The 17876-nt window shown below is 71.0% G+C and carries 22 protein-coding genes; 10 read left to right on the forward strand and 12 right to left on the reverse strand.

What is annotated here, in order from left to right; all coding sequences use genetic code 11:
* Positions 1 to 11 precede the first annotated feature (11 nt).
* From AL2_RS14855 to AL2_RS14880, 6 genes are all read left to right on the forward strand, one after another.
* Positions 12 to 695, forward strand: coding sequence for a response regulator transcription factor (locus AL2_RS14855; RefSeq protein WP_067634175.1), 684 nt, complete (start codon positions 12 to 14; stop codon positions 693 to 695).
* Positions 692 to 1975 carry a sensor histidine kinase gene (locus AL2_RS14860; protein ID WP_067634177.1) on the forward strand — a complete coding sequence of 428 codons (1284 nt, stop codon included), beginning with the start codon at positions 692 to 694 and terminating at the stop codon, positions 1973 to 1975. The genes AL2_RS14855 and AL2_RS14860 overlap by 4 nt, the downstream gene beginning before the upstream one ends.
* 60 nt (positions 1976 to 2035) lie before the next feature.
* Positions 2036 to 3178 (forward strand): M23 family metallopeptidase, encoded by a 1143-nt coding sequence (locus AL2_RS14865; RefSeq protein WP_067634179.1) that lies wholly within the window; start codon positions 2036 to 2038, stop codon positions 3176 to 3178.
* A gap of 13 nt (positions 3179 to 3191) precedes the next feature.
* Complete coding sequence (locus AL2_RS14870) at positions 3192 to 4010, forward strand: hypothetical protein (protein ID WP_067634181.1); 819 nt, start codon at positions 3192 to 3194, stop codon at positions 4008 to 4010.
* On the forward strand, positions 4007 to 5482 hold the full coding sequence (locus tag AL2_RS14875) for an NADH-quinone oxidoreductase subunit NuoF family protein (RefSeq protein WP_067634182.1): 1476 nt from the start codon (positions 4007 to 4009) through the stop codon (positions 5480 to 5482). The genes AL2_RS14870 and AL2_RS14875 overlap by 4 nt, the downstream gene beginning before the upstream one ends.
* 205 nt (positions 5483 to 5687) lie before the next feature.
* Positions 5688 to 6056 (forward strand): hypothetical protein, encoded by a 369-nt coding sequence (locus AL2_RS14880; protein ID WP_067634184.1) that lies wholly within the window; start codon positions 5688 to 5690, stop codon positions 6054 to 6056.
* A gap of 189 nt (positions 6057 to 6245) precedes the next feature.
* Here the strand turns inward: AL2_RS14880 and AL2_RS14885 are convergent, their stop codons facing one another.
* The gene (locus tag AL2_RS14885) at positions 6246 to 6899 is read right to left on the reverse strand and encodes a TetR/AcrR family transcriptional regulator (RefSeq protein ID WP_067634186.1); all 654 of its coding nucleotides are present in this window, start codon (positions 6897 to 6899) and stop codon (positions 6246 to 6248) included.
* 117 nt (positions 6900 to 7016) lie between these two features.
* On the opposite strand from AL2_RS14885, the gene AL2_RS14890 reads away from it, so the two are divergent.
* Together AL2_RS14890 and AL2_RS14895 are read left to right on the forward strand one after the other, a co-directional pair.
* Positions 7017 to 7394 (forward strand): alpha/beta hydrolase, encoded by a 378-nt coding sequence (locus AL2_RS14890; protein ID WP_083946515.1) that lies wholly within the window; start codon positions 7017 to 7019, stop codon positions 7392 to 7394.
* 10 nt (positions 7395 to 7404) lie between these two features.
* Positions 7405 to 8385, forward strand: a complete 981-nt coding sequence (locus AL2_RS14895; protein WP_067634190.1) for an aldo/keto reductase — start codon at positions 7405 to 7407, stop codon at positions 8383 to 8385.
* Between the two features lie 310 nt (positions 8386 to 8695).
* Here AL2_RS14895 and AL2_RS14900 read toward each other — a convergent pair whose 3' ends face one another.
* The 11 genes from AL2_RS14900 to AL2_RS14945 all read right to left on the reverse strand — a co-directional run bounded on the left by AL2_RS14900 (position 8696) and on the right by AL2_RS14945 (position 14742).
* On the reverse strand, positions 8696 to 9334 hold the full coding sequence (locus AL2_RS14900) for a TetR/AcrR family transcriptional regulator (RefSeq protein WP_067634193.1): 639 nt from the start codon (positions 9332 to 9334) through the stop codon (positions 8696 to 8698).
* Positions 9335 to 9418: 84 nt separating this feature from the next.
* Positions 9419 to 10354 (reverse strand): LLM class flavin-dependent oxidoreductase, encoded by a 936-nt coding sequence (locus AL2_RS14905; protein ID WP_067634195.1) that lies wholly within the window; start codon positions 10352 to 10354, stop codon positions 9419 to 9421.
* Positions 10354 to 11040, reverse strand: a complete 687-nt coding sequence (locus tag AL2_RS14910) for an alpha/beta fold hydrolase (RefSeq protein WP_067634196.1) — start codon at positions 11038 to 11040, stop codon at positions 10354 to 10356. The genes AL2_RS14905 and AL2_RS14910 overlap by 1 nt, the downstream gene beginning before the upstream one ends.
* Complete coding sequence (locus tag AL2_RS38515; RefSeq protein WP_067634197.1) at positions 11037 to 11501, reverse strand: alcohol dehydrogenase catalytic domain-containing protein; 465 nt, start codon at positions 11499 to 11501, stop codon at positions 11037 to 11039. Before AL2_RS38515 ends, AL2_RS14910 begins: the two co-directional genes overlap by 4 nt.
* Before the next feature lie 66 nt (positions 11502 to 11567).
* Entirely contained in the window at positions 11568 to 11702 is a 135-nt protein-coding gene (locus AL2_RS39750; RefSeq protein WP_281181587.1) for a hypothetical protein, read from the reverse strand.
* Positions 11703 to 11746: 44 nt separating this feature from the next.
* A complete protein-coding gene (locus tag AL2_RS14920; protein ID WP_157438161.1) occupies positions 11747 to 12076 on the reverse strand; it encodes a hypothetical protein in 330 nt (109 codons plus the stop codon).
* The gene (locus AL2_RS14925) at positions 12073 to 12558 is read right to left on the reverse strand and encodes a hypothetical protein (RefSeq protein ID WP_083946516.1); all 486 of its coding nucleotides are present in this window, start codon (positions 12556 to 12558) and stop codon (positions 12073 to 12075) included. The genes AL2_RS14920 and AL2_RS14925 overlap by 4 nt, the downstream gene beginning before the upstream one ends.
* Positions 12559 to 12648: 90 nt before the next feature.
* Positions 12649 to 12885 (reverse strand): hypothetical protein, encoded by a 237-nt coding sequence (locus tag AL2_RS14930; protein ID WP_067634201.1) that lies wholly within the window; start codon positions 12883 to 12885, stop codon positions 12649 to 12651.
* Positions 12882 to 13355: a hypothetical protein gene (locus AL2_RS14935; RefSeq protein WP_067634203.1), complete on the reverse strand. Its 474-nt coding sequence runs from the start codon at positions 13353 to 13355 to the stop codon at positions 12882 to 12884. The genes AL2_RS14930 and AL2_RS14935 overlap by 4 nt, the downstream gene beginning before the upstream one ends.
* Before the next feature lie 91 nt (positions 13356 to 13446).
* Positions 13447 to 13980, reverse strand: coding sequence for a hypothetical protein (locus AL2_RS14940; RefSeq protein WP_157438162.1), 534 nt, complete (start codon positions 13978 to 13980; stop codon positions 13447 to 13449).
* Positions 13981 to 13992: 12 nt separating this feature from the next.
* On the reverse strand, positions 13993 to 14742 hold the full coding sequence (locus AL2_RS14945) for a hypothetical protein (RefSeq protein ID WP_067634205.1): 750 nt from the start codon (positions 14740 to 14742) through the stop codon (positions 13993 to 13995).
* A gap of 589 nt (positions 14743 to 15331) precedes the next feature.
* Here AL2_RS14945 and AL2_RS14950 point away from each other — a divergent pair.
* On the forward strand, positions 15332 to 16606 hold the full coding sequence (locus AL2_RS14950; RefSeq protein WP_157438163.1) for a hypothetical protein: 1275 nt from the start codon (positions 15332 to 15334) through the stop codon (positions 16604 to 16606).
* 467 nt (positions 16607 to 17073) lie between these two features.
* Positions 17074 to 17876, forward strand: an 803-nt coding sequence (locus AL2_RS36305) for an ice-binding family protein (protein WP_157438164.1), incomplete at its 3' end; no start/stop codon positions are given.

Raw genomic sequence — 17876 nt, forward strand, 5'->3', positions numbered from 1 at the left:
AGCGTTGCCGCGTGGTCCAACTGTTGCTCGTGGAAGACGACATCGAGGTGCGCGGCAGGCTCGTCCGGGCGCTGGGCGAGCGCGGGCACGCGGTGGCGTCGGCCCCGACCGGCATGGAAGGGATCCGGCGGGCCGTCACCGCGCGGCCCGACCTGGTGATCCTGGACCTCGGCCTGCCGGATCTGGACGGCGCCGAGGTGCTGCGGATGATCCGTGCGGTCAGCCCCGTCCCCGTGATCGTCGCGACGGCCCGCGACGACGAGCGCGAGATCGAGCGGATCCTCGACGCCGGCGCGGACGACTACCTGGTCAAGCCGTTCGGCGCCGGGCAGCTCGACGCCCGGATCAGGGCGGTCCTGCGCCGCTCGGAGGGCGCGGACGCCGCGGCGCCGACGGTCCAGGTGGGCGGGCTGCGCATGGACGCGGCGGCGCGCGAGGCGGTGCTGGACGGGCGGACGCTCGAACTGTCGCCCAAGGAGTTCGACCTGCTGTACTACCTGGCCTCGCACCCCGGGCAGGTGGTCTCCAAACGCGAGCTGCTGACGGAGGTGTGGCAGGTGCCGCTGGGCGGAGCGAACAAGACGATCGACGTGCACGTGGCCTGGTTGCGCCGCAAACTGGGCGAGACGGCCTCGATGCCCCGGTACCTGCGCTCGGTCCGCGGCTCCGGCATCAAGATCGTCGATCCGACGTGAGGCGGCACATCACGCTGCTGGTGGCGGCGACGGTCGTGCTGGTGCTGGTGGCGTTCCTCGTCCCGCTGGCGCTGCTGGTCCGGGACGTCGCGCGGACCCGGACCCTGGCGGCGGCGAACGTGCGGGCGCAGTCGCTGGCGCCCGTCGTGGCGGCGGGCGACCGGGGGACGGTCGAGCTGGCGCTGCAGCAGACCGCCTCCACCGGCCATCCGATGACGGTGCTGTGGCCCGACGGGCGGGTCAGCGGGTCGCCGGCCGTGCGCGACCCGGGGGTGCGGCTCGCCGAGCGCGGTCAGAGCCTGACGGTGGACACGCCCGGGGGCCGGGAGATCCTGGTGGCGGTGCTCGGCGTGCCCGGCGGGACGGCGGTGATCCGGACCTCCGTGTCCGACCGCCAGATGCGGGCGGGCGTGACGCGGGCGTGGGGGATCCTGGCCGCGCTCAGCTGCGGACTGCTGGCGGTGAGCCTGGTGCTCGCCGACCGCCTGGCGCGCTCGCTGGTGCGGCGGATCGCCCTGCTGGCCGACCTGGCCAGGCGGGTCTCGCACGGGGACCTGGACGTCCGGGTCGCGCCGGGCGGGCCGCCGGAGATCCGGGACGTGACGGCCGGGCTGAACGACCTGGCGGGCCAGATAGGCGAACTGCTCGCCCGGGAGCGGGAGGCGGCGGCGGACCTCTCGCACCGGCTGCGGACGCCGCTGACGGTGCTGCGGCTCGAGGCGGAGACGCTCAGCGACCCCGCGGAGGCGGAGCGGATCGGCGACCAGGTGGGCGTGCTCGAACGCACCGTCACCGACCTCATCAACACCACCCGCCGGCCGGCCCGCACGGAGGCGCCGTGCGCGGACGCCGCCGCGATCGTGACCGAGCGGGTGGAGTTCTGGTCGGCGCTGGCGGACGAGCAGCAACGCCGCGTGGACCTGGACGTCCCGCCCGGGCCGCTGCCGGTCAAGGTGCGCGCCGAGGACCTCTCGGCCTGCCTTGACGCGCTGCTCGGCAACGTCTTCTCGCACACGCCGGAAGGGAGCGCGCTGGCCGTGGCGCTGCAACCGCGCAGCGGCGCCGTCTACCTGACGGTGGACGACGCCGGCCCGGGTTTCGGCGAGCGCCACCTGCTGCGCCGCGGCGTCAGCACCGCGTCGTCCACCGGGCTGGGGCTGGACATCGTGCGGCGCACCGCCGAGGCCAGTGGCGGCAGCCTCCAGCTCGGCGTGTCCCCGGCCGAAGGCGCGCGGGTCATGGTCCGTTTCGGGGTTCCGCCTCGGGGCCGCGCTTCTTAGCCCAGCCTTAACCTGGAGGCAGCGCCGCCTTATCGGCTCGGGCGCGACTCTGGTCCGGTGATGTCCAGCCACCAACCGGGCGGCCGGTCGATACTGCCGCTCGCCAACCGCATCACGTGGCTCGGCGGTGCCGGGGCGAGCGCCGTCCTGCTCATCCTGTCCGCCGTCGTGGCGCAGACGGTGGCGCCCGCGGGGAGCGGGCCGGCACGGGCGTCCGCACCCGCCTCCGGCCGGACGCGGCCGGCGCACGGCTCGCACCCCCCGGGACCCGCCCGGACGGCGGCGAAGGTGACGCCGCTCGTGCGCACCGTGCGCGCCGTGGTCCTGCGGCAGCGCGCGCCGCTCGCGCGCCGCGACTTCGGGGGCCGCGCCCCGGCGGCGCCCAGGGTCCTGCTGTCCCGGTCGGACCCGGCGCGGGGCTGGGCTTTCGGCTCCTCCGTCCTCACTCCGCCCGAGGGCGTGGACGCCCCTCCCGATGCCTCGCTGTTCATCGCCCGCCGCACCAAGTCGGGCTGGCACGTCGCCGTGACCGGTACCGGGAGCTTCACCGTCTACGCGCTGCAAGCGCCGGACAGCGTCGTCCCGAAGGCCGAGCGGTCGCTTCTGGCCGCGTACGGCAAGCCGGCGGCGTTGAAGGACACCGGCCTGTCACTGCCCTGGGGGGCGGGCAAGTCGTGGACCATGCGCCCCACGGGCAGCGCGGAACTGGTCGCGTTCACCGGCGGGGACGGTCGGGTGCTGGCGGCCGGACCGGGGCGCCTGTACCGGCTGTGCAGCCGCGAGCCCGGCCACGGCATGCTCCTGCTGATCCATCCCGGCGGGCTCGCCTCGACGTACTCCCAGATGTCCGCTCTCGCGAAGGTCAAGGACGGGGCGGTCGTCCAGCGGGGCGCCTACCTCGGGACGGCCGGGAACGAGGAGTCCTGCACGGGCGCGCACGTGGACGGGGCCGCGGCGGTGGTGTTCGGGCTCTTGTCCGGCGGCCGCCCGGTGCCGCTGCACTACCTGCGGATCGGCGGCTGGACCCTGGACGTGCCCGCGTCCGGACCGATCCGGGCGGAGCGCCCCGGGGCACGGCTCCAGGCCGGGGACCCGCTGCCCAACCTCGGCGCCGTTCCCGGCGCCGTCTCCGACGCTTCCCCGTCGCCGTCGGCGAGGCACAACCCCACGGCTCCGGCGCCCTCCGCGGCGTCGGTGTCCTGACACGGCGGGAATCATGAGCGCGACCTCCTCCTCCGACAACATGCCGTCCGGCACCGGCCGGCGGGTGCGCACGGTCCTGCTGCTCGCCGCCGGCCTGGCCGCCGCGGCCGCCGTAGGGCGGACCGCTCCGGCCGCGAGCGCGCTGGCCGGCGTGCACGCGTTCCTGGAGTTCTTCTCCGGGGTGTTCACCCTGGTCGGGCTGACCGGGGCGGTGGTGTTCGGGCTGCTGGCGAGCGGCCGGTTCACTCCCGTCCGGCTGCGGATCGTCGCCCAGTCCGGGCACCGGGCCACGGCCACCCTGTCGATGAGCTTCCTCGCCGTGCACGTGACCCTCAAGATCCTGGAACGGCACGCGACCGCGCTGGACGCCGTCCTGCCCGCCGCCGGGCTGCGCGGGCACGGCCTGATGGTCTCGCTGGGCCCGGTCGCCGGCGATCTGATGATCCTGGCGTTCGTGATCGGTGTCGCGCGCGGCCGGTTCATCGGCGCCGGCCGGGTCTGGACGTGGCGGCTGCTGCATCTGAGCGTCTACGTGTGCTGGCCGGTCGCCCTCGTCCACGGCCTCAACGCCGGGCGCGCCGCCAAGAGCTGGGTGACGTTCAGCTATCTCGCCTGCGCGGCCGGCGTCGTGGTCCTGGTGCTGCTGCGCCTCGCCGTCGCCTCCCGGCACCGCCGCGCGACCCGGCCGCGGCCGGTGCAGCCCGCCGTCCCCAGGTCGCCGGCCCGGCCCGCGGCCAAGCCGCCGGCGGACGCCGTCGCCCGAGTGCCCGACGAGCAGTTCTGGGCGGACCTGAAGGATGAGGCCCGCCGCTGGTCGAGGAGCCGCCCGTGAGCCCCCTTCCGCACGTGACGGCGATCGGCCGGCCCCGGCTGCTGGCCGGGCTCGACCGGGTCCCCCGGCTGGACGCCGCCGCGCACCGGCGCGTGCACCGTGTCGCGGCCCGGTTCTCGGTACCCGACCTGGTGGCCCTCGCCGAGGAGGTCGACCTGCGCGGCCGGGGTGGAGCCGCCTTCCCCTTCGCCCGCAAGCTCACCGCCGTGCAGAAGGCGGCGGCCCGGTCCGACCGGCCCTGCGTGGTCCTGGTCAACGCCACCGAGGGCGAGCCGGCGAGCTCCAAGGACAAGGCGCTGCTCGCGCACGTCCCGCATCTCGTGCTGAACGGCGCGATGCTCGCGGTCCGGGCGCTGCGCGCCCGGGAACTCGTCATCGGGATCACCGATGAGGGGCCGGCCGCGCGATCGCTGCGGCTGGCCATCGCCGAGTCCGGGCTGGACGACCGGGCCCGGGTCGTTCAGCTGCCCGAACGGTTCATCACCGGGGAGGGCGGCGCCCTGGTGCGCGGCGTCAACGGCGAGACGCCCATACCGCCCGGGCGCAAGGTCAGGGCCGCCGAGAGCGGTGTCGACCGGCTGCCGACCCTGCTGTCCAACGCCGAGACGTTCGCGCAGCTGGCCGTCCTCGCCGGGCTGGGCGCCGACGGCTACCGGTCCGTCGGCACGGCCGCCGAGCCCGGCACCGTCCTGTTGACGGTCACCGTCCCCGACGGCGGCCACGTCGTGGTGGAGACCCCGACCGGCGTCCCCCTCGCCGACGTGCTGCGCCGATGCGGCACCGACGCCGGGCAGGGCGTGATGGTCGGCGGGTACCACGGCGCCTGGCTCACCCCCGCGCAGGCGGCGACTGCGGCCGTGTCCCGGGAGTCGATGACGGCGGCGGGCGCCGCGCTCGGCGCCGGGATCATCGTCCCGCTGCCGGCGGACACGTGCCCGGTCGGCGAGGTCGCCCGCGTCGCCGCCTACATGGGGGCCGAGTCCGCAGGGCAGTGCGGCCCCTGCCGGATGGGCCTGCCCGCCATCGCCCAGTCCTTCGGCGCCCTGGCCGCCGGGAAGACCGGTGACGAGGCGCTCGCCGCGATCCGCAACGGCAGCGCGACCGTGCGCGGGCGGGGGGCGTGCAGCCACCCCGACGGGACGACCCGCTTCCTGCTCTCGGCGCTCAAGGCGTTCCAGGACGACGTCGACGCGCACCTGACCAAGGGCGGATGCGGCCGTCCCACCCGCCGGTTCCTTCCCGTGCCCGGTGAGCAGACCGAGGAGGAGTCCGGGCTCCAACTGGCCATCGACTGGTCGCGCTGCGCCGGCCACAAGCTCTGCCGGCATCTGCTTCCCGATCTCATCGAGCTGGACCGGTTCGGCTATCCCGTCATCACCGGCGGCGCCATCCCGTCCCGTTTCCTGCGGGGGGCCGCCCAGGCCGCCGAGATGTGCCCGGCCCTGGCGCTGTCGATCCGGGCCCGAAGCTGACACCCGGCCGGTTCCGCCGGCGCATGGGGGCTGCCTCCGGTAGGAGCGACCGCAGCGATGAGCATCCGACGACCCGGACCGTGCGTAGCAACCTCAAAGCTGCGAGGTCACAGTGACAGAGCAGTGCGTCGCTGTCGCAAACGATCGATTCTCAACACCCACCAGGTGTCGGCGCTCGCTCGAATCGGCCTGCCACACTGCGGGCATGAACGGAAACTCTCCGGACGACGGGCTCGCCGCGAACCGTGCCCTCTGGGATGCCCGTGCCCAGGCGCCCTACGGCGGAGGAGAGCCCCAGCGTGAGGTCGTCGCGAACACATATGCGGACCCGGACCTGTCGATGACCGCACAGGAGGTGGTCCAGTACCCTCACTCGGTGGGCGAGATCGTGACAGCGGCCGCCGGATCGGGACTGATCATCGACCGGCTCGGCGAGCACACCGAGGCCGAATTCCCCGGAAGTCGCATCCTGCCCGAAGGACCTGACGGCACCCGTCGGTTCCCGTTCGGCGACACCTACCTCCCGATCCTCTACTCGCTTCGAGCGAGATCACCCCGAGCGGCCACTGCGTAGCCACGTGGCACGGTGCCCGCCCGCGCCGGCTGGAGGTCGAGCACACGGGCTCGGACGGCGTGTCCCGAGCCAGTCGGCCAGCTCGGGCAGGCCGGCAGGGTCGCCGCCGCCGGCGCGAGGCGGCGCGCGCCTGGGTCCGTCCGACCGTGCCGGTGCGCCCGGGCGCCACCAGGAGGCCGAGAGGGCGCGTCAGGGAATTGCGGCCTCGATCTGGGCGAGGTGGGCGGTGAGGATCTCATCGAATGCGATGCGGCGGTCGTCCCCGAGGGGGCGGATCTCGCGGGCGAAGTGGGCCAGGGCAGGGAAGCGGTCGGGGTCGGCGCCGAGGACCGCGACACGGAACTGCTCCATGCCCTGTTCGTACTCGCCGGGGGTGAGGGTGCCGAAGCCGGCCTCGGATGTGATCAGCGCGGCGAGGAGGATCACGATCCGGTGGTAGCGGGGCGGAATCTCCTCATCGGGCAGGCCCGAGGCCCGCAAAGCCTGTAGCACTTCCTCCATGACCAGCCGGGAACCGGTGCCGCCGGACCCGTAGCGCCCCCAGATCGCGGCGAGTTGGGGGTGCTGGCCGAAGGCCTCGCGCAGGCGCAGGGCTGTGGCGGTGATGCGCTGCTTCCAGTCGCCCTCGGGACGGTAGCCGTCCATCGCGGCCACCAGGATCCGGTCGGCGACCGCGCGCAGCAGCTCGGTCTTGTTGCGGAAGTGCCGGTAGAGGCTGGAGGAGTCGGTCCCGAGCGCCGCGGCGAGCTTGCGCACGCTGAACGACTCGGCATCGCTGGTGCGCAGCAGCTCCGCCGCCGTGTCCAGGATCTGCTCTGTCGACCAACGCCTTCGGCGTGCCATCTCACCCCTCTCGTCAGCGTCCAGCCTAGCCTATGCACTTGCTGTTGCACGCACCGCGTGCATAATGGAGGCGTCTACTCACTGAGAGGCCAGCTGAGGAGAAGGAGAGATGGAGACATGAGTGAGGTCACAGCTGTGAAGCGGCCGCCGGAGCCGGACTCCTCGGTGATAACGACCGAAGAACTGATCGCCTACCGCGAGGCGGAGAACCGCTGGCGGGCGTCCAGCGCGACGCGGGCGATCCTTGGGGAGCCGGACACCGGGGCCGCGATCGAGCGGCGGGACGTCGCGCTGCTCGTAGTGCCGGCCCAGGACGCGGTCGCCGATCACGGCCGCCGCTACGCCGAGCGGCTGCGGGCGGCCGGGACGTCCCTGCGACTCACCGAGTACCCAGGAGCGCGGCACGCGTTCCTCACCCTGCCAGGGGTGGAACCGCAGGCCCGGGTCGCCCGAGCGGAGATCTTCGAGTTCCTCCGCTCAGCCCTGGAAGTGTGACGGAGGAACGATGCACACCACCACTCTCAGGCCCGGCGGCCCCGAAGTCTCCCGGCTCGGTCTGGGCTGCATGAGCATGACCGGCGCCTACGGCCCCGCCGATCCGCACGAGGCCGCGGCCACCCTGCTGGAAGCCCTCGACTCCGGCGTCACCCTCTTCGATACCGGCGACTTCTACGGCGACGGCGCGAACGAGGAACTGCTCGGCCAGGTGCTCGCCCCGCACCGCGACCGCGTCGTGCTGGCCACCAAGACGGGCGTCCGGCGCACCGCCCAAGGGCTGGTCCCCGCCGGCTCACCCGACGATCTGCGCAGCGCCTGCGAAGCGTCCCTGCGCCGGCTCCGCACCGACCGCATCGACGTGTACTACCTCGCCCGCGTCGACCCCGCCGTCCCCGTCGAGGAATCGGTCGGCGCGCTGGCCGAACTGGTCGCCCAAGGCAAGGTGGGCTACGTCGGCCTGTCCGAGGTCGCGGCCGGCACCCTCCGCCGCGCCCATGCCATCCACCCGATCAGCGCCGTCCAGACTGAGTACTCACTGTGGGAACGCCATGTCGAAACCGACATCCTGCCCACGCTCCGGGACCTCGGCACCGCACTGGTCGCCTACAGCCCTCTCGGCCGCGGCCTGCTCACCGGGACCGTCCGCGCCACCACGCGTTACGACCGCGGCGACTTCCGCGCCACCGCCCCCCGCTACAACGGCGGCGACCTCAAGGCCAACCTGGCCATCGTCGACGCCATCACTCACCTCGCCGCCACCAAGAACGCCACCCCCGCCCAAGTCGCCCTCGCCTGGCTCCTCACCCGCGGCAGCGACATCATCCCCATCCCCGGCAGCTCGCGCCGCCCCCACCTGCGCGACAACATGGCCGCCCTCGACCTGTACCTGACCGCGGCCGACCTCAGTGCCATCGACGCCGCCGTCCCCACCACCGGAGCCCAAGGAGCCCGATACGGCGACCACGGCATCGGCATGATCGACCAATGAGACCGGAAGCCGAGGCAGCGCGAAGCAGTGCTCGCGGCGCTGCTGAACCGGCTGCCTCGTGGTGTACTGCGGCGGGCTGCGGCTCCTGGTGCGGTCCCCTCTCTGCCAGACTCGTGTGACACAAGGGACCGGACGGGGTCGAATCATCGCCCACCCCCAGCCCACAAGTCGCTGCCTTCAGCGATCACCGAACCGAATCAGATCGCCCACCTGAAGGCCCGAAGAAGGCAACGTCTGGGCGGGATCCTCAACGAGTACGAGAATGCTGCTTGACCTGCGCGGACGTGATTTCGGCAAGCGCAGGGCCGGCTTAGGAGGGTTCCTTGTGGGCGCAGCCCCCGGTGGGACGCCCGGAGACGCCGGCGAGGAGCAGGCGCAGTTCCGCCAGCGAATCGTCCAGCGCGGCACGCTGGTCCGCGGCGCGCGCGATGTCCAGGGCGCATTCGCAGATCCCGCCGTACAGCAGCGAGGTGGCGGGGTCCAGCGGCCGTTCGGCGATGCACCCGGCCTCGACCGCGATGGCCAGCCCGAGCCGCGTCTGGTCCTTGCATCCCGCCTGGATGTCGCGCATGGCCGACCAGCCGAGCGCGCCCGGCGCCTCCAGCAGGGTGATCTGCCGGACGGCGGGCTCCAGCGACGCCTCCAGCAGGGCACGGCAGCCCTCGAACATCCCGTCCCACGGGTCCGGCTGGGCCTGGAACGCCTGCCGGACGGCCGCGGAGAGTTTCTTCTGGTCGGCGGCGTAGACCTCGCGGAAGATGTGCTCCTTGTTGTCGAAGTGGTGGTAGAAGGCGCCGCGCGTCACCTTGGCCTTGGCGCAGATCGCGTCCAGGGAGGTGGCGGAGAAGCCGTCCTCGACGAAGAGCTCGCGAGCCGCCGCGACCAGGGCGCCCGTGGTCGCGGCGGTGCGTTCCCGCTGGCTCCGGCGCGTACTCGTGTTCGATGCCACCCGCGTATCCTCCCGACCTGAACCGAGGATAGAAGAACGTACGTGGTACCGGTGCGGTGCCTGGTGGCCGGGGGTGAGCCGTCCTCACCCGTCCAGCAGGGGCAGGACGCGGGCGGCGAACCGCTCCAGGTCCGCGTGGTGGTCGCCGCCCACCAGGCGGATGACGAGGTGCCGGGCCCCGGCCGCGATGTAGCGGTTCAGCCAGGCGGCGGCGTCCACCGGAGGGCCGGCGAACATCGTCTGGATCTTCTCCACCGTCTCCAACGGGAAGTTGTAGTAGAGCTCGATGCTCGTGCGCAGCAGCGTGCGCGCGTGCTGGGGATCGTCGTCCAGGCAGAGCGTCGCGTACAGGGCGGCGGTCATCGGACGGGACGCCAGCCGGTCGACGGCCGCCCGATCGCGGGCGTAGTCGGCGACCTCGGGAGGATAGGGCAACCAGCCGTCGCCCAGCCGGGCCACCCGCCGCAGGGCGGAGTCGCCGCCGCCCGCCAGCCAGATCGGCGGCCCGCCCGGACGCGCCGGGGCGGGCGCGAGGGTGGCCCCGCGGAAGTCGAAGTGCCGGCCGGTGAACGACACGTCCCTGCCGCTCCAGAGCCGCCGCATCGCCTCGATCGACTCCTCCAGGCGGCTGAAGCGGGTGCGGAACGGGACGCCGATCGCGTCGAACTGCGCCTCGGTGCCGTCGGTGGGGAAGCCGGCGCCAACTCCGACGATCAGCCGTCCGCCGGCGAGCCGGTCCAGCGTGGCGAGCTGGTGCGCCAGCAGGATCGGATGCCGAAGTGCGGGCAGCAGCGTCGCGGTGCCGATCGTGAGCCGCGGCGCGGCGACGGCGACGGCCGACAGCACGAGCAGGGGATCGGCGCGGGGCCGGGTGAGAGGGCTGTCCCCGGCCCAGACGGAGTCGAATCCGAGGGCGTCGGCGTGCCTGGCCTGCTCGATCAGCCGGGCCGGGTCGTCGTCAGCGCCCGCCGCCGGGTCGCGGGTCGGCAGCAGGTAACCGATCTTCACCGCCGCCGCCATCAGGACGCGTCCTTCAGCAGGATGTCCGCCAGCGCGCGCGGTGCGGTGACCATCGCGTCGTGGCCGACGTCCAGGACGGTGGCCGGCCAGCCGTGGTCGTCGGCGATCCGGGCGAACGGCATGGGGCCGCCGGGCGTGCAGAGCACCGCGCGGCACGGGATCGCGTCGACGGCCCCGGACAGCCGGGCCGGGTCGGAGAACGTCCGCCGCGGATGGGGCGTCACCCTGGCGTCCAGCCACGCGACCTGATCCGGTTCCGTCACGCCGACGGCGGCCGCCGGACCGGACGGGATCAGGCCGTCGACGGTGACCGATGCGATCCAGTCGCGGAAGAAGGCGGGGGCGAGGTCGTCCAGCGACTCACCGTCGCGGCCCGCCCAGCCGTCGACCATGGTGATGCGGGCGACGCGTTCCGGCATGCGGTCGGCGGCCTCCCGCGCGACGAGGCCGCCGTAGCTGTGCGCGACGAGCACGACGTCCCGGAGGTCCTCGTACTCCAGCAGGCCGAGGAGGTCGTCCGCGTGCGTGCGCAGGCCGACCTCCGGGCCCGCCAGGTGGGCGCGCTCACCGAGCCCGGTCAGCGTCGGGGTGTGGACGTCGTGCCCGGCCTCCCGCAGCCGCGCGGCCACGTCCCGCCAGCACCAGCCGCCGTGCCAGGCACCGTGAACCAGCACATAGGTCGTCATCGCGCCGTCTCCTCCGCACGCTCGCGCCATGCCGCGAACTTCGCCGCGGCGGCCTCGGTGGGCAGCCCGAGCTGCTCGCACATCTGATGGAAGTCGAAGAAGAACCGCTCATGCGCGATCAGCCCGTCCCGCACGGTCCAGTGGCAGGCGAACGGCAGCGCGGCGTAGCCGCCCGCCGCCCGGGGGAACCACGGCATCCCGAACACCCGGTCGCCCGGCCGGAACCGGGACGTGCCGTAACCGGTCTCCACCACCTCGCCGGCGACGTCCCAGCCGTTGACGAACGGCAGGTCGAGCACCCGGTTGTACGCCTGCCCGCGGCGTGTGTAGACGTCCACGGGATTGACCCCGGCCGCCATGACCCGGACGAGCACCTCGCCGAAGACCGGCTCCGGTTCCGCCACCTCGACCACCGCCATGGTCTCGGCGCCGCCCCACGCCGCCTGCTGTATAGCCCGCATGATCGTCCCCTCTTGAAAGGATCACTCGGGAGGCTACATACATACTGCATGTATGTAAATAGGCTCCTACCAGGCGCCGGCCTCCGGATCGACCATGCCGTACTCGGCAGCCTCCGGACCGGGGGTGCCGCGGGTGCACTGGCCGTTGCGGCTGGTGCCGAGGACGAAGTGCGGGAGCCCTGCTGCTGGTGGTGACCGCATCCGATGGCGTCTTCAGTGCCGGCGTCGTCAGGGCGGAGAGACGGTCAACTGTGCCGCACCCACCACCAGGCGACCCGCAAGGCCAGCCGGACCGCGTCCGCCCTGCGGCCCGGCGCGACCATCCGCGCACCTCGCCACAGCATGGCCGGCCCACCCGACGCCTCCATACGGCCATCGGAGAACACCGTGATCAGCGTCGGGCGCCGACAGGGGCGGCCGCGCAAAGACCCGCCCAGCACAGGGAAGTCGGCGGGCAGGGAGGGGTCCCGGCACGAGCGGACCAGCACGGGCGGTGCCAGGACGCGGGACAGCCGCGCGGCGATGGACGAGCAGCCGCCGCAGGCCCCGTCATAGACCACCACAACCTCGGTCACCACGGTGTCATCACGATTCCGGTGCCGAGCGTCACCAGCACGCCCAGCGCGGTTCCCGCGGCGAGCAGCCCGCGGTGGGCGATCCAGCGATCCTCCCACGCTCCGTCCGCGCCGTGACCGATGCTCGCGGCGGGCATGATCCAGCGGGCCAGCGCGAAGCCGACTCCAGTCGCGAGGGCACCCGGGAACGGCAGAACCAGCACGACGGCCAGCAGCACCAGATGGGGCAGGGCGGACGGCGAGTACGTGCGCATGCCCGTCCCCATCTCGAAGCCGAACTGAATCGGGCCCGCAAGACGCCCACGATGCTGCACCTCCTCTGGTACGAGGCGCTTGTTCTCGGGCACCGGCAGCTTCACCAGCCCGGACTCACGCAGCAGGACGGCCAGGGCTGCCAGGCCGAACACTCCCGCCCGCGCGGAGAAGGGCAGCAGCGCCTGGACCAGGCCACCGAACACGGCAGCGACCAGGGTGACCAGCAAGGCGCCTGCCTGCAGGCCGAGCCCGAGGGCCAGCAGGGGACCGGAACCGCGCCAGACCGGCGCGCTCAGCAGGAATGCCGAGTTGCGGCTTCAAGTGGAGCCCGAGTTGGCGTAGCCGGCGTTGAGCCCCGCCCAGCAGCACGCCAGGAGCGTCACCATCCCCGCCGCCGTCGGCCCATGCCGATCTGGTCCCGCCGTGGCCAGCGCCGCCGGTACGGCGGCACCGGCCACGATCGGCACGGCGACGCTGAGCGGGTCCAACAGGACGCGGCGGTACCACGGACCGATCCTGTCCGTGGGCACGGACGACTCTGGATGAGTGGTCATGGATGTTCCGCCTTGCTCAACATGCCTACGGAGCAGACGGCGATGGTGAGGCCCGCGTACTCGTTGTCGACCCAGCAGATGTGGGTCCAGGCGTCCGAGCACCGGAAGGTGTTGCCGTCCGGGGCCGACCATCGCCAGGAGTTCCGGCCGGCGCAGGATCTCGGGGTGCGCTGAGCCCAGACGCACTCCCAGATCCCGGCGTGGATGTACTCCCAGTACCCGTCGAAGTGACGGTTGTCGGCATTGCAGGGCTCGCTGCCCAATCGCCAGCCCCCGAAGCATATGTCCGGGTCCCCGTCCCACCAGTTCGAGTTGGCCGGGGTGTACGGCCCGATGCCGCCGCCGCCGCAGTGCGGGTCGGTCCACTCCGACGTCGGGGCCGGGTCGGCGCGGGCCGCCCGGCGGGAGGACACCCAGTCGTAGGGCACCAGCGTGGCGGCCAGCGCCGCGGCCCCCAAGCCCTTGATCATGGTTCGCCGCGATGCCGGGGGGCTGGGTATGAGGTCCCGGACCCGGCTTGGGACGGCGTCCGCCGGAGCGTCCTCTGCCGTGGGGATCGAATCAAAGCGCATGGCGGCTCCTGGTGGGATCCGGTATCCGGACGAGATCGGCGAGGAGGGCGGGGACGTCGGTGTCGGCGTAGAGAAACCGGCGATCGGCCACGCGACCCGAAGTTTCGACCAGGTAGAGGCAGGGGGTGTACCCCTCGGACAGGGCGGACCACATCCCGGGGTCCACGATGCACTCCATTTCTGGAACGTCGTCGAATATCTCGGCGGCATCCTGCGAGGCGAGTAGCGCGACGACCCGCGAGCCGGCGAGATCGTGGGTGGCGACGTACTCGGAGGCGGCCCGCCACACGACACCGCAGACGGAGCAGCCGTCGCTGAGGAGCAGTACCAGCGTGGCCGTGGCGTCCCCTACGGGCCTAAGGGCCTCCGGAGCGACCGGGTGCTCGTCGGCGAGCAGCGTGCTCCCGGGGGCCAGCGCAGTCCGCTCCAGCATGCGGAGCCGGGAGTAGACGGCGCCGACGGCCAGTACGGCGAAGACGGAGACGAGGAGGGAGCAGAGGCTGAAGGCGGTCGGCAGGCTCATCACGGGGATTCCTCACGCCGCCCAGGCGACCTTCAGGCCGGACAGCACCGCGTTGACGTGGTCCGTGTCCACCGTGCCCCTGCGCGTGACGCCGGGCGGCGGCTCGCTCCGGAAACTGACGTCGAACACCGCGGTCGGGTTGGCGAAGGTGTAGGACCACTCGAAGGGCGTTCCAGCCAGTTTGGCCGCCTGCTCCTCGCGGAGGTTCTGCCGGATGCGCCAGACCTCGGCGTCCCCGTGCTGGTGACCGCGCCAGGCGGGCAGGCCGTCCCGTGCGTTCCGCGCGTCCCTGGCGATGACGGTCATGCGCGCGTCGGAGCCGACCAGCATGGTCCCGTGCTGCTGGATGTTCGTGGCGGGCTTCGCGGTCACCCGCGCACCGATCGGCGAGTCGACGAACGTCAGCATGGAGACGATGCGGTTCAGCACCGCGGGCCGCGGCGGAGGGCCGCCGAACCACGTGGTCGCCTCGTTGTAGGGACCCGCGAAGACGAGGCAGCCGTTCGAGCGGTCAACCGCCTCGTAGACCACGATGTCGAAGCTGCTCCGGCGGTAGACCCGCTTGCTCGCCCCAGGGAGGATGTTCCGCGGGACCACGTCGTGCTGGCCCGCCTCCGCGAGGTGAAAACTCCGCAGGTAGTTGGGACCACTGAACTTGGTCGCGCCGTACCAGCGCAGCGTGCCCGCCTCCGATGGCAGCGACATCGAGACTTGCGCGCCGTCCGCCGCCGCGCGGACGACTTCGACGAGTGGTGCCGTCATCGACCATCACTCCTTACAGGATGTTGCACGCATAACGATACTTTGAGCCATGTTTGTCGCTTTTGCGTGTACCGACTCCTCACGGATGCCTCAGATGCCCGCTTTTTTCCCGTTTTGCTATCAGTGATCCGCGGTGCCGGAGCGGAATATCGGTTGCGTACCCAGCGCGAAAGTACGTACACGCGGTAGGTCGTCTCGGGCGGCCCTGACCGGGGGCCGGTCGGCTTTCCCCGCGCAGCCGCCTTGTCCGGATGTTCGCCCATAAGGGCCTATTTGCATTGCGAAATAGTCTCTTGTGTGAATCTGATCGCGAAGATCACTCCAGAGAGCGGGCCTTGGTGCGAATGAGGACGGTCCTTAGACGAACGCGGACGCATTCTTGCCTCACCCGGGGAATCTTAACGAAAACTGTGGTGGGTGGTTCCGCGGGACGGAAATGAGGCACGGCAGGACAATGACAAGGACAGTCCGAACTACGGTATACGCCCGTCCGAGGCCGAGTGCCGCTGACGCCGTGTCCAGGGATCCAGACGACAGTCCGGCGCGTGCCAGGTTCGAAACGGCGCTGATCATTTCTGGGCTCGGCGCCATGCTCTTCATCCTGCCCCGATATGCCTGGGGGGACGGATCGTACCGTTACGCTCAGCTCACCGCCCTGCTCGAACAGGGCGCCATGCCGGACGCAAAGTACTCCATGATCGGCCCGATCCTCTCGGCTCCCCTGTGGTTGGGGGGAAGACTGTTCGGCGCCGAAGAATGGTGGTGCCTGCGCTATAACGCTTTTCTCCTGATTGGTGGGGTGACTTTCTTCTATCTCGCGTTGCGCAGCAGGGTCCCCCGACGCCTGCTGCGGACCTTCATCCTGTTGCTGGTGTTCGGCTCGATGTTCCCCTACCACCAGTTGTGGTATTACGGAGAGGTTTTCACGGCCATCCTCGTGATGACGGGCACCATCGCCATCCTGATCGACAAGGTGAGGCTTGGCTGGTTCACGGTTGTCATCGCCGTGGCGAGCACCCCCGCGACGCTCCCCGCACTGACGCTGCTGACCGCGCACCGGATCTGGGACAGCCGCCGCCTTCGTTGGGCCCTCGCGGTTCTCGCCGCGGTCACCCTGGTGATGCTGGAATCATGGATTCGGCGGGGCAGCCCCTTCAATACGGGGTACGACATAAATTATGGCCGTCGAACCATCATGCCATTTTCGGGTCTTCCTGGATTCAGTTATCCGATCTTCTTCGGTCTGCTGTCGCTCACCCTGTCCTTTGGCAAGGGACTCCTGTTCTTCGCGCCGGGGCTCTTTCTGCCGGTGCGCAGCCGACTGAAAGAGTTGGCCGGCAGGTGCAAGAGATTCGATCCGGTCGCCGCATACGAGTTGTGGATGGCCTTCGCGATAGGCCTGATCCTCACCTATGCCACCTACTGGTCATGGAGCGGATCGACGTTCTGGGGTCCGCGGTATCTGCTGTTCGCCTCGGTCCCAGCATCCTTCGTGCTCGCCGTCCGCGTCTTCCGTCCGGGCACGGCGATCGGAGCGGACGTCATCACGGTGGTGGCGTTGACGATGTCGCTGTGGGCGGGGCTCAACGGCGCCGTCTTCGGGGACGTGGACACCATAAAGGTTTGCTGGCCGGACGGAAAGGGGCTCTACGAGGCTCCGCTCTGCTATTACACGCCGGAGTTCAGCGCTCTCTGGTACCCGTTCGTGGAGAACAAGGTTCTGACCACCGGCCAGCAGATCTATCTCTTGTACGGTTTGGCCGTGGCCGCCTACCTCATGTGGCGGCCGGTGATGTGCCTCGCCCGAAGAGCGGCCGGGCTCCTGGCCCCTGCCGTCGTTCGGGCGAGAACCGTGCGGTGGTGACACGACCACCTTGGCGGCAGAGCGTCTGTGACGACTCTTTTCCTGGGGCCGTACTTGCGGGTGGCGCGGGGTGCGGTGCCGCCCGGCGGGGCCGTGGTCCCTTGGGCGGCGGTCTGCGTACCGGTGGTGCCCGGGAAAGCAGGTCATTCGTATGCCGCCCGCATCGGTGAGCCCCGTTTGTCGGGTATCGACATATATCTGAGATATGACCTGCTATGGGATGCTCGTGGAAGAGTTGATCATAATTTGGTTGCTGTTTTAGATAGTTTGCATTTTCTGTCGGGAATGTCTCCGGCGGACTCGAAGCGCATTCTCTGGACGAAGTTCCCGGGACTCCGAAATCGCTGTTTCGTCTCGGGGTGCACGCAATGAAGGCGGTGATCGATTCGGCCGGACGTGTTCAGCTCTTTCTGCCCGTGACGACGGGCGCATCTCGTCTCGCTTAACGGGGGAGGAAAATCCGTCAAATGAAATCTACCCTTTTTGTCGGCGTGTCGTCCCGTAGGAGCTTCTTGCTTTCCTGCTTGGCGGCCGGCGTCGCGTGTATTCTCGGCCTGGCCATATTCGTCGCTCTGCAATCCAGAGCCAGAGCCGCTCAAGCGCCTGTGGACCTCGGAACCGCCAGTAGCTTCGCGGTTCTTGCCGGGTCGGCGGTCACCAATACGGGCCCCAGTGTCATCAATGGGGATCTGGGTGTGAGTCCGGGCACCGCGATCAGCGGGTTTCCACCGGGAACGGTGAACGGAGTGCAGCACAGCGCCGATGCGGTCGCGGCCCAGGCGCAGACCGATCTGACTGCCGCATACAACGACGCTGCCGGACGTACTCCTCCCATCAGCGTCTCGGGAGACCTCGGAGGTCAGACACTCGTGCCGGGTGTCTACCGGTCCACGTCCTCGCTCGGGCTCACCGGGACGGTCACGCTCGACGCGCAGGGCGACCCGAACGCGGTCTTCATCTTCCAAATCGCGTCCACGCTCATCACGGCATCAGGCAGCGTTGTCTCCCTGATCAACGGCGCTCAGCCATGCAATGTCTTCTGGCAGGTGGGAAGCTCCGCAACGCTGGGCACCAACTCCACCTTCGTGGGCAACATCCTTGCCCTGACGTCGATCTCGGTGACAACCGGAGCGACCATCGACGGCAGGGCGTTGGCTCGGAACGGCGCAGTGACCCTCGACAGCAACACCATCACGAGGTCGACCTGCGCGCCGCCCACGCCCACCCCGACGGTGACCCCGACGGTGACCCCGACGGTGACCCCGACGGT

This window comes from Actinomadura latina NBRC 106108 (assembly GCF_001552195.1).
Classification (GTDB): domain Bacteria; phylum Actinomycetota; class Actinomycetes; order Streptosporangiales; family Streptosporangiaceae; genus Spirillospora; species Spirillospora latina.

What these genes read in the sequence shown, in the direction of transcription:
- AL2_RS14865 (WP_067634179.1), top strand. Translation starts at nt 2,036, where the DNA reads ATGTCCAGCCACCAACCGGGCGGCCGGTCGATACTGCCGCTCGCCAAC.
- AL2_RS14870 (WP_067634181.1), top strand. Translation starts at nt 3,192, where the DNA reads ATGAGCGCGACCTCCTCCTCCGACAACATGCCGTCCGGCACCGGCCGG.
- AL2_RS14880 (WP_067634184.1), top strand. Translation starts at nt 5,688, where the DNA reads ATGAACGGAAACTCTCCGGACGACGGGCTCGCCGCGAACCGTGCCCTC.
- AL2_RS14885 (WP_067634186.1), bottom strand. Translation starts at nt 6,899, where the DNA reads ATGGCACGCCGAAGGCGTTGGTCGACAGAGCAGATCCTGGACACGGCG.
- AL2_RS14890 (WP_083946515.1), top strand. Translation starts at nt 7,017, where the DNA reads ATGAGTGAGGTCACAGCTGTGAAGCGGCCGCCGGAGCCGGACTCCTCG.
- AL2_RS14895 (WP_067634190.1), top strand. Translation starts at nt 7,405, where the DNA reads ATGCACACCACCACTCTCAGGCCCGGCGGCCCCGAAGTCTCCCGGCTC.
- AL2_RS14905 (WP_067634195.1), bottom strand. Translation starts at nt 10,354, where the DNA reads ATGGCGGCGGCGGTGAAGATCGGTTACCTGCTGCCGACCCGCGACCCG.
- AL2_RS14910 (WP_067634196.1), bottom strand. Translation starts at nt 11,040, where the DNA reads ATGACGACCTATGTGCTGGTTCACGGTGCCTGGCACGGCGGCTGGTGC.
- AL2_RS38515 (WP_067634197.1), bottom strand. Translation starts at nt 11,501, where the DNA reads ATGCGGGCTATACAGCAGGCGGCGTGGGGCGGCGCCGAGACCATGGCG.
- AL2_RS39750 (WP_281181587.1), bottom strand. Translation starts at nt 11,702, where the DNA reads ATGCGGTCACCACCAGCAGCAGGGCTCCCGCACTTCGTCCTCGGCACC.
- AL2_RS14930 (WP_067634201.1), bottom strand. Translation starts at nt 12,885, where the DNA reads ATGACCACTCATCCAGAGTCGTCCGTGCCCACGGACAGGATCGGTCCG.
- AL2_RS14935 (WP_067634203.1), bottom strand. Translation starts at nt 13,355, where the DNA reads ATGATCAAGGGCTTGGGGGCCGCGGCGCTGGCCGCCACGCTGGTGCCC.
- AL2_RS14940 (WP_157438162.1), bottom strand. Translation starts at nt 13,980, where the DNA reads ATGAGCCTGCCGACCGCCTTCAGCCTCTGCTCCCTCCTCGTCTCCGTC.
- AL2_RS14945 (WP_067634205.1), bottom strand. Translation starts at nt 14,742, where the DNA reads ATGACGGCACCACTCGTCGAAGTCGTCCGCGCGGCGGCGGACGGCGCG.
- AL2_RS14950 (WP_157438163.1), top strand. Translation starts at nt 15,332, where the DNA reads ATGCTCTTCATCCTGCCCCGATATGCCTGGGGGGACGGATCGTACCGT.